Raw genomic sequence first — 15,418 nt, 5'->3', positions numbered from 1 at the left:
TTGAGTCTGATCGATACTGAAACGCTATTAGCACCAATATCTGAACACTCACCAACTGGTGAGGATGCTAGGTACGAGTTTTGCTATGAAATGATGGAAGCCGAAGTGAAAAAATTTGGTTCATTATTTGGTGAGACTGTTGACTGGCATATAGTAAAAGTCCATTCGATTGAAGTGCTAAGTCAGCATAGTAAGGATCTTAAAGCGCTTTGTTATCTGATCCGTTCTTTGGTAGAGGACAAAGGCGAGATAGGGCTTGAGGAAGGATTATCTTTGCTCAATGACTCAATCAGTCGTTTTGGTCATGAGTTATACCCTAAACGTAAAAGAGGTAGAGATGGGGCTGTTGAGTGGCTCAATCATCAATTCAAACTCGTCGCGACTAAATTGTCTGCAGAATCCCTTGACTGGGAAGTTCTATCTCGATGTATCACACTAACTGAAGGTATCCAGCGTCAGTTTGACGAGATATTTCAAGACTCTGATGTAGACTTTTTCGAATTAAAAAGTCATTTGAATCAACTAATGCAGAACGCATCTTTAAATGAAGAAACGTTGGTTGAACACAGTTTGGCTGATTCCGAACCGCTCATTGATGTTGTTGCACTGTCCGAGAAAGCGATCGTTCCACAAAGCCACGAAGCTGACAGTCCGAAGACGCACACCACGCCTAATCAGAAACGAAGTAAACCTCGAGAGCACAGCACTGTAGACGTTGACACAGATTTTTCATCTCCGGCTGCATCAAAGCGTACGTTAAAAAAAGTGTCTGAGATCATGGTGCATTCAAATCCGACTGAACCTTTAGGATATCGGATTTACCGTCACCTGACATGGGCCGACGTTGATGGTTTACCTGATCACAAAGACAATCTAACGCCTCTTAGCCTCGCTGTGTCATCAGACCAGCAGGCGGAATATCGAGATAAAGCAAATCAAGAAAGTGATATCGATACGATCAAGCGTTTAGAGCGAACACTTACTGATGCGCCATTTTGGCTGACTGGGCATTATTTCGTTTATTCAATGTTAGACAATCTTGGGTATGACGAAGCTGCGTTGGCTGTAAAGCAAGAAACAAAGAGATTTGTCGATTCTTTTGAGGGAATTGAGAACCTCTCTTTCAAAAATTCTATTCCATTTGCGGATGAAGCAACGATTACTTGGTTGTCTACAGGTAACGCTTGTCCTTCGGGTAAGTCGTCAATAATTCAAACTATTGTTGTAGCTGAAGATGATCTATCTGAGATGGAGGATATTGCCCTAGGTGACTTGGGTAAATATGTGGCTGAACTGTCAAACAAACTCGAGTTGGATAACTCCGGTCGTGGACAATTCATGTTGCACTTAAAGTTAGTGAAAGCCTACCAAAGTGTTGGTTTATACCCTTTGTGCTTGCCTTACTTGGAACAAAGTTGGGCGGTGGCTAAGGAACTAAATCTATCAATTTGGGAACCCCATTTGTTTTTTTCTTTAGAAAATCTAATTCAAAAAACTCTAAAGGAACTATATCGAACTAAGGATTTTTTACCTGTGAGATATAGCGAATGGGAAACAATTTATGACCAGCAATAAACTAGAAAGGACTAATTATGTCACGTGATGGCTCGGTGGCTCCGAAAGAGCGAATTAATATACGTTATGTTCCAGCAACAGGCGATGCGTCTGATGATGTTGAACTGCCCCTAAGTATGATGGTTGTCGGTGACTTCACTGCTCGTGCAGATGAAACTCCAATCGAAGAGCGTAATCCGATTAATATCGATAAAGATAACTTTAACGAAGTATTAGAAGGTTACGCACCGAATATCAAAGCAAATGTTGAAAACCGTCTTTCTGATGAAGAAGGTGCGCAAATTGGCGTTGATATTACATTCAAAAATATGAAGGACTTTACTCCAGAGTCGATTGCGAAGAGCGTTCCTGAGCTGAATGGTTTACTAGAACTTCGTGAAGCCTTGGTTGCATTGAAAGGCCCTCTAGGGAATGTACCTGCTTTCCGTAAGAAGATTGCAGCAGTTCTTCAAGATGAAGAAGCAAGAAAGAAACTTTTGGATGAACTAAGCATTGGTGCAGACCAAGGCGAAAAAGCAGAGTAAGGAAGATCATGTCGGCAGAAGCACAAGCACCAGAACAAGAAGCAGCTCTAGTTGAGTCAGGCTCTCTTCTGGATAGCATTTTAAATGAGACTCGCATTAAACCTAGTGATGAGGGTTTTGACGTTGCAAAGCGTGGCGTTGAAGCATTCATTGGTGAGTTATTAAGCAGCTCAACAGTAGAAAAAGTAGACCAGTCTTTAGTTGATTTGATGATCTCTGAGATTGATCAAAAGTTGTCTAAACAGGTTGATGCAATTCTTCACAACGAAGAAGTTCAAGCGATTGAATCAACATGGCGTGGTCTTAAATATCTTGTTGATCACACGGACTTCCGTGAAAACATTCAAATCGAACTTATTTCGGCTAAGAAAGACGAAGTTCTGGATGATTTTGAAGATGCTCCTGAAGTAGTGAAATCAGGTTTATATAAGCAGATTTATACTCGTGAATACGGTCAATTTGGTGGTAAGCCTGTAGGTGCCGTTATTTGTGATTACCAACTGTCTGCGTCTTCGCCTGATATTAAACTAATGGAATATATGGGTAATGTAGGTGCTATGTCTCATGCACCATTTATTACTTCTGCATCTTCTCAATTCTTTGGTTTAGATTCTTATGAAGAATTACCAAACTTAAAAGACTTAAAGTCGGTATTTGAAGGTCCTCAGTATACTAAGTGGCGCGGATTCCGTGAGCACGAAGACGCACGTTATGTTGGGCTGTGTACATCACGTTTTATGCTGCGTACGCCATACTCAGTTGAAGACAACCCAATTAAGGCGTTTGACTACGATGAAATGGTTACGGACAGCCATGACAATTACCTTTGGGGTAACTCAGCTTATGCTATGGCTTCAAAGATCAGTGAGTCGTTTGCAAAATATCGCTGGTGTCCAAACATTATTGGCCCGCAAAGTGGTGGTGCGGTAACCGATTTACCGGTTTATAACTTTGAAGCGATGGGTCAGATCGAAACTAAGATCCCAACCGAAATTCTGGTTTCTGACCGCCGTGAGTATGAACTTGCAGAAGAAGGCTTTATGGCTTTAACAATGCGTAAAGGTTCTGATAACGCAGCGTTCTTCTCGGCAAACTCAGTTCAAAAACCAAAAGTGTTTGCGAATACACCTGAAGGCAAGCAAGCTGAGATGAACTACAAGTTGGGTACTCAGCTACCTTACATGTTCATTATTAACCGCTTAGCTCATTACATTAAAGTACTTCAACGTGAGCAAATTGGTTCTTGGAAAGAGCGTACCGATTTGGAAGTTGAGCTAAATAAATGGATCCGTCAATACGTATCTGACCAAGAGAACCCGCCAGCAGAAGTTCGTGGTCGTCGACCGTTACGAGCGGCTAAAGTCGAAGTGTCTGACGTTGAGGGTGACCCAGGTTGGTATAAAGTATCGATGTCTGTTCGTCCTCACTTCAAGTACATGGGCGCGAGCTTTGACTTATCTTTGGTTGGTAAGCTAGACCAATAATAAGTTTGGAAATAAATAAGCGGCCAGGTTTACTGGCTGCTTTTTTTCTTAGAGTGTTATATGGAAAAAGGTTACCGATTATTAGAACGAATTGAACTTGGTGAGCCGAAAAATTGTTATGAAAAAGTGGTTTCACATAGGCATTTAATTGAATCCATTCATCTGCACCTTGCTGATTTGCTTAATACTCATGCGGGTAATTCAATGATCGATCGGGAATATGGCTTACCTGATTTCAATGATGTTCTATCGAACAACACCAATTTAGTTCGTCACATCCAAAAGAACATCACTTCCACAATAGAAAGCTTCGAACCTCGGCTACGAAGTGTTGAAGTACATTACCGAGAAAATCACAACAACCCTCTTCAATTAGGCTTTGGCATATGCGGAGAAGTCTTACACAACGGTGGAAAAGTTCCGATGTCTATCGATGTCTATATGGGAACTGACGGCCAATTTAACGTTTAGTAGGTGCCCATTGAGTAACAGTAAATACTTTCAAGATGAACTCACATATCTACGAGAATCCGGCAGCGAATTTGCCAAGTACAATCCAAAACTGACCAACTTTTTGTCTGAAGGAACATTCGATCCTGATGTAGAACGTCTTCTTGAAGGTTTTGCGTTTCTTACTGGCCGTATTAGAGAAAAGATTGATGATGAACTCCCAGAGCTCACTCAGTCGTTAATGACGCTGTTGTGGCCACATTACATGCGCTCGATTCCTTCGTTATGCATTAGCGAACTAACGCCACACTCCGGAAGTGTCACTGAAAAAACAGTGGTAAAGCGCAGGGCTGAGATGGCTAGTGAACAAGTGGAAGGTACGCAATGTTTATTCAGAACCTGCTATGACGTAGAGCTTTTCCCCTTAAAAATCACAAGCATTGACCAAAGCAACAGTCGAACAAGCTCATCTGTTGATGTGACACTTGCGACTGAACATGGGCTAGAGTTATCTCGTATCGGGTTAGATAAATTAAGGTTTCATTTACATGGTGAGATCCATATAACTAGAATTCTTTTCTTATGGATATTTAGATACTTAGACTACGTCGAGTTAGACGTGGGCGGTGGGTATAAACGTAAACTTGGACCTGAATTTGTTAAACCGGTTGGGTACCAAGACGACGAAGCGATACTGCCATATAGCGACAATTCATTTGCAGGTTATCGTTTGTTGCAAGAATATTTTTCTTTACCAGACAAATTTATGTTTTTTGATATTACGGGTCTCGATTGGCTAAAAGGGATACCACAAAGAAGTACCGTGAACCTTAAATTCCATTTTAAGAGAGCATTACCTGCCGAAGTTGTCCTGAAAGATAAGCACTTAAGGTTACATTGCACGCCAGCTGTGAACCTATTCGAAAAAGATGGTGATCCAATTCGGCTTGAACATCGCCGAAATGAGTATAAAGTTCGGCCACAGAGTGACAACCAGGATCACTACGAAGTTTATTCAATAAACCAAGTAGAAAGTTGGAGCAAAAATGAAAGGCGACGAAAATCTCTTATTGAATTTGAGTCCTTTGAACACCAAATAAATCAAAGAGATAAACGTGATTTCTACAAGTCAAAAGTTTCAGAGCGAGTGAGTGGAAGAGGGCTTGAGCGTTATATATCTTTTCATACCCACAATGGGGATATTGCAGACCTAGGAACCGAAACGGTTTTGATGAAGTTATTGTGCAGTAATGCAGATTTGTCTGAAAGATTGTCTGTAGGAGACATCATATATACCACACATAAATCTCCAACTTACGCCACGTTTAGTAATATTACTAAACCTACGCAATCTGTTAGCCCGCAAGTGAATGGCGAACTCCAATGGCAACTGATTGCTAATATGTCATTGAATTATCTATCGCTCTCTAATATTGATGTACTCAAGGTTTTACTGTCTACATATGACTTCCATTCTAGAGTGGATAGGCAGGCTCATAGGGCTTCGTTGCACAGGCTTGACGGCATTATCTCATCAGAAATGAAACCTATCGATAGAGTGTTTAGAGGGGTATCCGTTCGTGGTAATCAATTTAAGCTTAAGATGAACTCTAGTTTTTTTGTCAATGAAGGGGACATGTTTTTGATGGCAAATGTATTGAATGAGTTCATACGCTTATATTCAAGTGTTAACTCATTTACAGAGTTAGAAGTCTACGATGAACGCAGTGGCGAAAGCTACCAATGGGCAAGTTTAACCGGACAGCAAACAATCTTATGATTGATGAATTATCAGAAAAAATAAACGAATTTAGCTTTTTTCAAGCAGTTTTGTTGTTAGAGAAGCACTACCAACTATTACCGGGCAGTGATTTTGTAGCGGTTGGTGAAAACAAATATTTTTATCAAGAGAGAATTGCGTTTAGTGTCTCACCAAACCTCTGTTTCCCCAAAAGTGATATGGAATTCATCAGTCATATGGAAAGATCTGGTGAGCACTATTCGAGAATTGAAACTAACTTCTTAGGATTACACGGTTCAAGTTCACCTTTGCCCGCGAACTATACAGAAAAATTAGTAGGTAGAGATGATGATGATAATCCAGTTAGAGACTTCTTTGATTTCTTTCATAATAGATATACCAGTTTAATCTATCGTGTTTGGAAAAAGTACCGTTATCATGTTCAGTATCAAAGCGATGCAACAGATGACTTTTCTGGGCGTATGCTGCACCTAGCAGGGTTGTCTAATGTTATTCAAGAGTCCGATACGATCGGGCTTGATCGTGCAAAGATTTTGTCTTACGTCAATCAGCTATCTACCAGGACACGCTCTCCGAAACTTATTTCTGGCATTGTTGCGCACTATTTTTCATTACCAAGTGTTCGAATCGAAGAGTGGGTCTTTCGAAGAGTAAAAATTGCCGAATGCCAAAGGAATCAATTAAATAGAACGAATTGTATTTTGGGTTCAAATTTACATTTAGGTAAGAGCATCCCAGATCTAAACGGTAAGTTTAATCTTTGTATTGATAACATTGATTTCGAGACGTTCCGAAAGTTCTCCTATGGAGGAGATTTCCATAAAACTTTAGTGGGGTTGATGCGTTTTATTCTTCGTGACCCCATGTCTTGGGATTTAAAGCTAACCGTTGATTTAGACTCAGTTCCAAAGAACCAACTCGGTCAAGGTGATGGGACGAGTTTGGGGCAAACTTTTTGGTTGGGTCAAGCAGGTACGAAAGATGCGAAGATTAGAGTAATTGGAGGCATTTAAAAAAGCCGCTCATAAGAGCGGCTTTATTTTTAACGACTGATTGGCTGGTGTAGCACTACTGTTGTATTGAGAGAGCGAATGCCATTGAAAGACTCTATCTCATTACATAAATGGTGTATTGATTGCAGATCAGGAGCTTCAATCAAAGAAATAATGTCGTAGGTCCCCCCAACAATGCTTGTAAGTCTGACTTCAGGTAGTTCTTTTAATGCATTACTTACATCATTTTTCTTACCTTTTTCACAAGAAATTAGCAAATAACTGGCCGCTTTTCTCCCGTCATTTTCTACTCTTATTTGTGCCGTATACCCTTTGATAATACCGGTCTTTTCAAGCCTGTTGATGCGTTCAGCGACCGCTGTTCGCGACAAGCCGATGTTGCGAGAAAGATTAGCAATCGATTCTCGCCCATTGGAGAGTAGATTCGAAAGAATTTTACGATCTAGTTTGTCTAAGCCTTGTAAACTAATGTTGGACATCATGTGTTCTGCCTTTTCTGAATTATTATTGTATTTGTATTTGTATTTGTATTTGTATTTTTACTATATAGCTTCGGGTAGAGTGAAGTTATACAGCTCCGCTAACGTAAACGGGTTTTTCTGAGTCAAAGGAGTGATTCGCAAGCTCAGATCTCTGCCTGATACTTTTATATCACTCACGAAGCTACCGTTATGGGTATTTGTTAACGTTGAGTCACCAAATAACCGATAGATAGCCCATTGACCATTCTTGCTTAGTACATGTTGTTTACCTTCGTCTGTTACATCTTGAATTGTTATACTGATATTGAAATCTCCATTTTGAGGAGGCCACTCAAGTTCGCGAATTCTGCTGGGACCATGGTAATAGTTGATATTTGAGTCCGCTATTTTTAAGCTTGCTCTGATCGCACTAGAATCAAGATCAAGTACCTTCGCACTAAATGGAAGGTACAAACGGTTTGTACTCTTGTTGATTAGTGTATCTCTGATGACATTGTAATTTCGTAACTGAACAAGCAGTTCTGGTGAGAGAGGCATAATTTCACCTTCTACTTGTTTTGGCGTCCATAGGTTTGTGTCATAAAAAGGAGCGAAATTTTTATCGATAAATGCATCAAGCAAGCCTCCCGATGCGAAAAGCAGCTCAAAGTCTTCGATCGAAATTTCTTCTGTTGCACTTAGATCAAAAGGGTACCTTCCTAAACCTAACTCTTTGAACTTAGAATAGATCTCACTATACCAAAGAGTCTGTATTCCTTTTGATGATTCAGAAATCATCACGGACCAGCTCTGGTTAACTACGTCTAAAAGCCAACTTCTTACTGGCTCAGGAGATTTTTGTGCAATTTGTTTTAAACGAATCAGAGGATCGGCATCCGTACTACTCATCCGGTGTTGTGCTGCAGACAACGCTGCCATTTGAGGGTCCGGTGCGTCTGCTATATCTTTCATATACGTACGAACTCTGCTCAGTGCAGTTATCGTTTCATCCCATGGTGTAGGGGAGTTTGGGGTTTCGTTAATTTGCAATTGATTCAAGATGTGGAAAGCTTGTTCAACTCTTTTCATTAATAAGTAGTCAGGCTTTACAACTTCTTCAACGAGTTCTGGTGCTGCTTTTACGGCACCCGTAAGTTTAGGGTTAACTTGAGCCATTAATGCTCCTTGTTGACCGATCGGTGAAAACTGCGTGTTTGTATAAACTTGTTTTAGAACCGTTGTCATCGGAGAAGATGGGCCAGAGATCAGATCAATGGCGTTAGTAATCTCCCCTATATTGTTATAACGCTTTACTTTTAGTTCGCTTAAAGCATTTCGCCAATAACTGATGTAGTCATCCGTATATTTTTTTCTTACTTGCTTCTTGAATGTCTCTTGTTCTTTGTCTGTTGGGATTACGTGGTTTGACAAACCCAATACCCAGTTGTCGGTGATGACTTGTTGCGACATTAAATCGACGCGAGGGCGGTAAAACGTACTGAAGCCTGTAGATGTGTAAACTTTATCGATTTCTAATCGTTGAGGATCCAAGTTGTCGTTGAAGACATTATTAAAGTCGAAACCGACTGCTCGCTGTAAATTCAAAGTGCCTAAATCAATGTCACCTGCTTGTTGTAACAAGCTGGCGTACACAAGATCTACATTTGAACTAGAGAGTAGAGAACGTCTTGTCGCACGCACCATATTCATGTTGATCGATACAGGTTCAAAATCAGTGCGGAAATATGCGTCCAAATATTTCATCACTGTCGTGATCGTGTCTGGTTGATCACTGAGTTTTTGGAGCGTTGACATCGTTTGCTGACGTAGAAATTTTATCTCGCGTTTTGTAGGATCATTCAACATTAAGTAACCTTTTAGTAAAGGCAGTGCATTATTAACGTTGTCTTGATTTTGTGTTAGTTGCAAACGATAACCTTGCTCAATTACTGGCATTAAGTGGTTTCTAATTTGCATTATGAGGGCGTTATAAGCGATTTTCGTACTTTCATCGAGACGACTTACATTCATATTCACAAGTTCATTATCTAGCGCTTGTGAGCCACTAAGCCATGCTTGATAAGATGGTTGTACAGTTTGGATCGCACTTGAAAGAGAACTTTCAAAAGAATTGCCTTTTGGGTAAGACGATTGTGAATCATCTATACCAATAAGCTGACTAATCACTCTCAGGTTGTCATCTAAAGTCGTTGAAAACAGGTAAGCACCACTACCTAGTAAAATAATGGAAGCTGCAACGGCTAGACGGCTCTGCCTCTGGATCATCCTAAGGTAAGTCTTGTTTTCACCTGCGAAATCAGATTCAGGCAGGATCTGAGAGTCCATTAAGAAACGCGTAAAATAGGGCGTTTCTGTTAACTGAGTATGTTCCGACGCAATGATCGGCAAGTTAAAGTAGTTGCTGCAACTCTTAGCTAATAGGTTGTATTTTCTACCACCTTGGATATTCGATATAAAAAACACTTCACGGATATCAAGAGAATAAGACCCAGTATTGAGTTCTGAAAGTCGTTCTATCACAGAAGCAATTTCAGACTGACACAATTCGAATTGTTTAGGGAATGCTAATATGGCTTGCTTCTCGTTAACGTCATTAGAGTGAGACGACGAATCTAACGCATTGCTCTCCATTACTTTTACTAAATTACGGAAGCTATCATGGTAGTACTCAACAAATACACCTTTAGCTTCCTTTAATGGAATTGATAGAAATTCAACCGAGGTCTTTAAAGAACTAAAGTGTATGTATTCCTTAAATCCTTCTAGCTTGTCGAGCTTAGACATCATTAAATATAAAGGGATCGCTGAAGATGTTTTTTCACTTACTGATTCTAATCGATGGTTAAGCGCGGTTAACGTGTAATCGATTTGTTCGGTTTCAGAGACAATTAGAAATTCAAAATCGATAAAAAACAAGCAACCAGAAAATGGCTTTCTAGGCTTGTGTTTAATGACCTCATCTACAAATGTGTTCCACAGAGCGCTATCGTTACTTGATACTTCTTGAAACAATAGGCGTTGATCCGGTTTGATATACACGGCGGAGTCTGACTCATACCATTCGAAAAAATCATTCTTTGCAGTACGAGTCTGATCCATTGGCTTGATTGCACTGGAGTTAAGTAGAAACTGAGTTCGACCCGCGTATTTATTGCCAATCATTAAATAGATTGGCTTTTTATTGGAACCAGAAAGAAGCGGACGGATGACCATGGCTAATGCTTCTTCTTCTGTTTCCAGCTTTAGGGCTTTAGTGTTGTTTTTCTTTTTTAGCCACAACGTTACCTGAAACAACGAATAGAAAATTGTTATAGCACCTAAAGCAATCCATAGGTAAAACTTGTCTGTTATATCTAGCCAAAGGATATAGATTGCAGCGATCGTAGCAGCAAGAAAGAGGAAAATGGCCGTTGATATAACAACAGGGTTCCTCATTAGTTTGTGTTTTAACATAAGCCTATTTCGTTGTTTTGAGTTTGTTGTAATACCGAGTCTTAAGACGGTTTTATGAGTTTTACGGTTTATTTGCTGACAGATCTGATTCTAAGGTTTTTATTTTGTGTAAATAGACGTTCAGTATCCGAAGAGATTTCTGTAGTTCTTTTTGTTGTTGTTCTTTTTCTGCATATTCAATGCGGCCAATCAATGGAAAAAGAGAGTTACTGTACTCATAAGCTCGTGCTGTCTTTTTACTTTCACTTCCCCTAATTACATTCGCAAATACAGTCCTGGCGTTAGAAAAGCGTCGGTGAAGTTGGGCGTAATCTGTGTTTAACTTTTCTTGTTCATTGGTGAACTCTTGGCGTAATCGTAGAATAGAAGACGAGTCCGGATACAGCTTGGTCAAATCAAGCGTCAATCGGTCTAAAATATCGATCTGATACACTTTGATTGGATCGGCAACCCAACCTTTCATTAGTGTGTCTAATTGGTTTACGACATTAGGTCTAACATCTTGAGAAATAGGAGCATATTCATATCTTAATGAATGTGCTATTTCATTAAGTTGTGAGATATCAGATGTGATGATTTGTTTAGTCAGATCTTTTAGTTGGTATTGCTTATAAAAGAAGTGAGAGGACAATGCTAAAGCAAGAAATCCGGCTAACAGGTAGACGACTAAATAATTAGAGGGTGTTTTATCGTCGACTTTCGATGTTGTTGCAGATTGCTTATTTGACACATCAATTTTAATGGTTGATGGTTGAGCCACTGGTGTTGGTTGTTTATTTTCTTCTGGAGCTCGGTACTTTCGTTGATTCTCTGCTTCGCGCAGGTTTGCTTCGGTCTCTTTATGTTCATCAACCCATTGCTTTAAGATTCGACGTACCCCACCTAATGAAGGTGCTTTTATACCGTAATGTAGTCTTAGTTCTTCTTCAATTCTCATACATAAGCGATGGCAAGTTTCGATCAGCAGTACGTCGTCGGGGTTTGTTTTAATCGACTTTATTCGTTTTTCTGTGTGTTCAACCATCCAGTCTATCGCCCCAATCCTTGCGTTTGATTTTGTAACTTCTGGATATGCGGTAAACCAATAAACGACGCATAAGTCCAGAATAGAACTGAGTCCTTCAGCTAAACCTTTTAAGCCATCATTATGTGTTGCTGCGACAGTAAAGTAGCAACTACAACGGAAATCTTTGCTGTTTTTCGAAAGTATCGTTTTTGAAAGAGACTGAACCTTTTTCCAAGAGACTCTCCCTGTCACCTTATTAAGGTTATTAATTTGACGTTTTATCTCTGTAAAATCATCTAATGCGTTTGGGTTAGTTCCGCTAGGCTTTTCTTCGTCAATAGGCCGTCTTGTGAAATCTGAGGAGAACATAATCTTGATATCCAACTGTATATATAACGAAATCGAAATTTAGCGATAACTAATAAATTTAGCCTCGCTTGTTTTTTATTTATATTTTTCAAGGATTCTATAGTCAAACAGAATCCTTGAATGTTAAAAGATTTGAAAAGTTCTTAATTTCAGCACTATGTGACGTTATTCACAAAAAGATCAAAAAATGTAACAATTTACGACTAGGCTTTATAAAATTTCAGTGATAAAAGTCACATTTATGGTCTTTTTGGGGAGAAATAATATGAATCTAACTATTCCTACGTGTGGTGCTTTATTGATTAATAATTACTCATTGTCAATGATTGCATAAATATTAACTAACACTAAATTAGAAAAATGCTGTAAATGATTATGCTATAGGTTAAAGATAAAAAAGTGGCATGTTAGGTTTTTTGAATTTTGTAAATGCTAATTTTCTTGTATTGAACAACCTTCTTTCTTTGGATGGTTGTTGGTCGTTTGATTTTTCAATTATTGATAGTTTTGATTTTATAAATGAATTTTATTTGTAATTATTCGTAATGCATTTTCTTGTAGATATATCGCTTTTTTTGCTAGTTATAATGTCGTAATTAGAGGGTGAGAGAGTCTCCTTATTGTAAAAGACATAATACTTGCTATCTTGCGCATCTAGTTAATATATGGATGAACTCAGAGGGAAGCATGCGAAACCTAAGTAAAATCGGTCTAATATCCACAATGTGCCTTTTTTCGTCCATCGCAATCGCGAAGGGTGAAAGATATGGTGGTTCAGTAAATATGCTGAGCATAGACACTATAGAATATGATGAAGGGCCGAGTGGACAAGTAGATGCTCTGCGTTACGGGTTCGTCCATACACGTCCAATTGATGAAAGTAACAACCGATGGCGTTGGTGGCTAGGTTTTAATTATTTGGCTGAAGACGACATCGAAGCTCCAAAGAATGGCGTTTATAACGAGGTAACCAATTACGAATTTCGTATTGTGCCTCAGTATGCTTTAGGTAGCTGGTCGGTGTTCACACCTTATATAGGTGCAGGCTTGTCTTTAGGTTACTCGCAATACTCAAACCGTTGGAAAGTTGACGACCAAGGCTTTCGTGACGGCGAACAACTTGAAGATATCGATCAATTTGAAGCTGGCGCTGTTGTGACTTTTGGTAGTGTGATCAAGTTAGGAAGTAACCCAGACGCTCATTTACAAATAATCCCGCAAGCTTCATACATCTTACCTTTTTATAACGAAGGTCTAGGTGGTGTCGAGTTTAGTGTTTCTCTTCTGTTTTAAAGGCTATTCATGCGTATAAATCAATTGGTTTTGGTGATCTCAAAGTGCCCAGAAGAATACGTTGGATCTAAGAGCATAGAAATGCCTGAAGAAGGTGGTTCTATCGGTCGTGAAGCTGGATGTACAGTTTCATTGACTGATCATAATCGTTTTATATCAGGTACACATTGCCTTTTAAGCATATATGGAGATACCTATTACATTAGCGATATCAGCACCAATGGAACGTTGGTTAATGGGAATAAAATCCTGAAGAATCAACCTGTCTCATTGTGTGACGGTGATAGAGTGTCTTTAGGTCAATATGAAGTGAGTATTTCTCTTGAGTTGGTAACGACTTCATACGACATAGCTTCTGAAATAGCGCCAGAAAGAGACTCTACAGACCCTTTAATGAACTTGGAAGAGTCCGTTGTTGAAGAAGAGACTGAGGCAGGCGCGCTTGAAGATCTCTTCATGGAAACGAAACCTGATGGAGTAGATACTCATGATCCCGTCGAGCACTTAAAATTCTCAATGCAGAGAGATGATGATTATTTGGTCCGAGACGAAAGTAACGAAAAAAATCTTATGAAGTCATCGATAGAACCACAAAGGCAAGTTGTTGATGACAGTTTAAGCATCCATTCTGAGTTCGACCTCCCTAGTCTGATTCCTGAAGATTGGATGGGGATGGAAGAAGAACAGCAGGCGAACCTGAATGCTCAAGACATCGCTGATGATCAAACTAAGATACCGAACCGTTTAAAACCAACAAACATTGAAGGTACCGATTTTAAGTCAGATACGCTTACCGGCAGTTCAGATGTTCCCAAGCGTAAACCGACAAAAGTACCGCCTGTTACTATTATCCCTAATTTCGCAAATATACAAAGCCACAAGTGGGAAGAGGTGACACAAGAGTTTGTCCCTCATACCGAACCACAAGAGCAGCCTGTTGAAAGTGAGAGTAGAACTCAGAGTAATACCGCATTGAGTGAAACTTCTTACGAACATGAAAATGTAACACATGCATTCTTTGAAGGACTGGGTGTTGATTTAGAGTCTGACACGAAACATGACGCTTTATTTTTTAAACAAATGGGCGCTTGTTTGCGATTGTGTATCGATAATTTGTACAAAGATTTACAGAGTGTTGAAGAGCTTACTGACGAAAGCTCCTTTGCTCACAATGATCTTAGCCTAACTACATTGATGTTAACGCTAAATAGTCAAAATCTATTGGCTCCAAATGAGCTAATTGAACAGATACTGGATGAACTTAGCGAGCACGATACCTTATATGCGAAGGCAATTAACGATTTGGTATTGGAGCAACTAAAAGTGAATGATCCTCAGCAGTTTGCAAACACTTTAAGCCAGGAAACGCGCTTCCTTAGTAAGTCAAAGCTATGGCAAAAGTACAGCGAACATTATGAGCAGAATACTCGACAATTCAATGAGTCGACATTTAAAGCGTTGATGAAAGACAGATACAGTAAGGTTGCAAAAGCTGATCATGCGTAAACTTATAATCCCCATTACCTTGTTTCTATTATCAGGTTGCTCTATGTGGGAGCAATTTAAAGAATCATCTGGAATTACACCAGAAACATCTTCAATTGAACTCGTGATAGAAGCGTCAGAACTTCTCAATGTACGAGAGCAGGGACAATCTTCGCCGGTCATTCTGAGAGTTCATGAACTCACTTCACCTGTTTTATTTCGTAGTTTGGATTTCTTCGCTTTGTTCGAAAATGATAAGGCCTCCTTGGGGGATGAATACATTAAACGGTACGAATATCAGCTGCAACCAGGAGACAAGTTGCACGAGATTCTAGAGTTAGACCCAACAACTAGAGCATTGGGTTTTTCTGTCGCATTCCGCGATATCAATGGCTCATCTTGGCGGAAGGTCGAAGTGATCGAAGAAAAAAGTGAGTACTTCCTCAGACTAAAACTTGAGGGTAGCGAATTATCTTCGAACAATACTCGTGGTATTGAACAGACGTATTTTTAAGGAACTGA

At 39.6% G+C, this 15,418-nt stretch carries 12 protein-coding genes; 9 read left to right on the top strand and 3 right to left on the bottom strand.

The features are described 5' to 3' along the window. Genes tssA through tssG form a run of 6 tightly spaced genes read left to right on the top strand, consistent with a single transcriptional unit; the run spans position 1 to position 6,808 of the window. The gene (gene tssA / locus LMH68_RS21280; protein ID WP_029235906.1) at positions 1-1,575 is read left to right on the top strand and encodes a type VI secretion system protein TssA; all 1,575 of its coding nucleotides are present in this window, start codon (positions 1-3) and stop codon (positions 1,573-1,575) included. Between the two features lie 17 nt (positions 1,576-1,592). Beyond that, positions 1,593-2,099, top strand: coding sequence for a type VI secretion system contractile sheath small subunit (gene tssB, locus LMH68_RS21275; protein ID WP_017064520.1), 507 nt, complete (start codon positions 1,593-1,595; stop codon positions 2,097-2,099). 8 nt (positions 2,100-2,107) lie between these two features. Further along, positions 2,108-3,583, top strand: coding sequence for a type VI secretion system contractile sheath large subunit (gene tssC / locus LMH68_RS21270; protein ID WP_017067544.1), 1,476 nt, complete (start codon positions 2,108-2,110; stop codon positions 3,581-3,583). Positions 3,584-3,643: 60 nt separating this feature from the next. Beyond that, entirely contained in the window at positions 3,644-4,054 is a 411-nt protein-coding gene (gene tssE / locus LMH68_RS21265) for a type VI secretion system baseplate subunit TssE (RefSeq protein WP_017064522.1), read from the top strand. A 10-nt stretch (positions 4,055-4,064) separates the two neighbouring features. Beyond that, complete coding sequence (gene tssF, locus LMH68_RS21260; RefSeq protein WP_229647810.1) at positions 4,065-5,813, top strand: type VI secretion system baseplate subunit TssF; 1,749 nt, start codon at positions 4,065-4,067, stop codon at positions 5,811-5,813. Next, a complete protein-coding gene (gene tssG / locus LMH68_RS21255; protein WP_029235222.1) occupies positions 5,810-6,808 on the top strand; it encodes a type VI secretion system baseplate subunit TssG in 999 nt (332 codons plus the stop codon). The genes tssF and tssG overlap by 4 nt, the downstream gene beginning before the upstream one ends. Before the next feature lie 29 nt (positions 6,809-6,837). Here the strand turns inward: tssG and LMH68_RS21250 are convergent, their stop codons facing one another. The 3 genes from LMH68_RS21250 to LMH68_RS21240 form a co-directional block, all read right to left on the bottom strand. Further along, a complete protein-coding gene (locus LMH68_RS21250) occupies positions 6,838-7,290 on the bottom strand; it encodes an Lrp/AsnC family transcriptional regulator (protein WP_017062578.1) in 453 nt (150 codons plus the stop codon). A gap of 60 nt (positions 7,291-7,350) precedes the next feature. Further along, the gene (tssM, locus tag LMH68_RS21245) at positions 7,351-10,743 is read right to left on the bottom strand and encodes a type VI secretion system membrane subunit TssM (RefSeq protein ID WP_413755876.1); all 3,393 of its coding nucleotides are present in this window, start codon (positions 10,741-10,743) and stop codon (positions 7,351-7,353) included. A 61-nt stretch (positions 10,744-10,804) separates the two neighbouring features. Further along, a complete protein-coding gene (locus LMH68_RS21240) occupies positions 10,805-12,118 on the bottom strand; it encodes a type VI secretion system ImpA family N-terminal domain-containing protein (protein ID WP_102429258.1) in 1,314 nt (437 codons plus the stop codon). 687 nt (positions 12,119-12,805) lie between these two features. Here LMH68_RS21240 and LMH68_RS21235 point away from each other — a divergent pair. The 3 genes from LMH68_RS21235 to tssJ are packed head-to-tail and all read left to right on the top strand — an operon-like array spanning position 12,806 to position 15,410. After that, positions 12,806-13,411 carry a hypothetical protein gene (locus LMH68_RS21235; protein WP_229648392.1) on the top strand — a complete coding sequence of 202 codons (606 nt, stop codon included), beginning with the start codon at positions 12,806-12,808 and terminating at the stop codon, positions 13,409-13,411. A gap of 9 nt (positions 13,412-13,420) precedes the next feature. Then, a complete protein-coding gene (gene tagH, locus LMH68_RS21230; protein ID WP_229648393.1) occupies positions 13,421-14,917 on the top strand; it encodes a type VI secretion system-associated FHA domain protein TagH in 1,497 nt (498 codons plus the stop codon). After that, entirely contained in the window at positions 14,910-15,410 is a 501-nt protein-coding gene (gene tssJ / locus LMH68_RS21225; protein WP_229648394.1) for a type VI secretion system lipoprotein TssJ, read from the top strand. Before tagH ends, tssJ begins: the two co-directional genes overlap by 8 nt. Positions 15,411-15,418 lie beyond the last annotated feature (8 nt).

Origin of the sequence: Vibrio sp. F13, from assembly GCF_020806305.2 — a bacterium.
GTDB classification, from domain to species: Bacteria; Pseudomonadota; Gammaproteobacteria; order Enterobacterales; family Vibrionaceae; genus Vibrio; species Vibrio crassostreae_C.
The sequence above is the reverse complement of the archived record's forward strand: the minus strand, read 5'-3'. Positions and strand labels throughout refer to the sequence as shown.

Excerpts from the sequence above, each read along its gene's own strand:
- tssB (WP_017064520.1), top strand. The coding sequence starts at position 1,593 with ATGTCACGTGATGGCTCGGTGGCTCCGAAAGAGCGAATTAATATACGT.
- tssC (WP_017067544.1), top strand. The coding sequence starts at position 2,108 with ATGTCGGCAGAAGCACAAGCACCAGAACAAGAAGCAGCTCTAGTTGAG.
- tssE (WP_017064522.1), top strand. The coding sequence starts at position 3,644 with ATGGAAAAAGGTTACCGATTATTAGAACGAATTGAACTTGGTGAGCCG.
- tssG (WP_029235222.1), top strand. The coding sequence starts at position 5,810 with ATGATTGATGAATTATCAGAAAAAATAAACGAATTTAGCTTTTTTCAA.
- LMH68_RS21250 (WP_017062578.1), bottom strand. The coding sequence starts at position 7,290 with ATGATGTCCAACATTAGTTTACAAGGCTTAGACAAACTAGATCGTAAA.
- tssM (WP_413755876.1), bottom strand. The coding sequence starts at position 10,743 with ATGTTAAAACACAAACTAATGAGGAACCCTGTTGTTATATCAACGGCC.
- LMH68_RS21240 (WP_102429258.1), bottom strand. The coding sequence starts at position 12,118 with ATGTTCTCCTCAGATTTCACAAGACGGCCTATTGACGAAGAAAAGCCT.
- LMH68_RS21235 (WP_229648392.1), top strand. The coding sequence starts at position 12,806 with ATGCGAAACCTAAGTAAAATCGGTCTAATATCCACAATGTGCCTTTTT.
- tagH (WP_229648393.1), top strand. The coding sequence starts at position 13,421 with ATGCGTATAAATCAATTGGTTTTGGTGATCTCAAAGTGCCCAGAAGAA.
- tssJ (WP_229648394.1), top strand. The coding sequence starts at position 14,910 with ATGCGTAAACTTATAATCCCCATTACCTTGTTTCTATTATCAGGTTGC.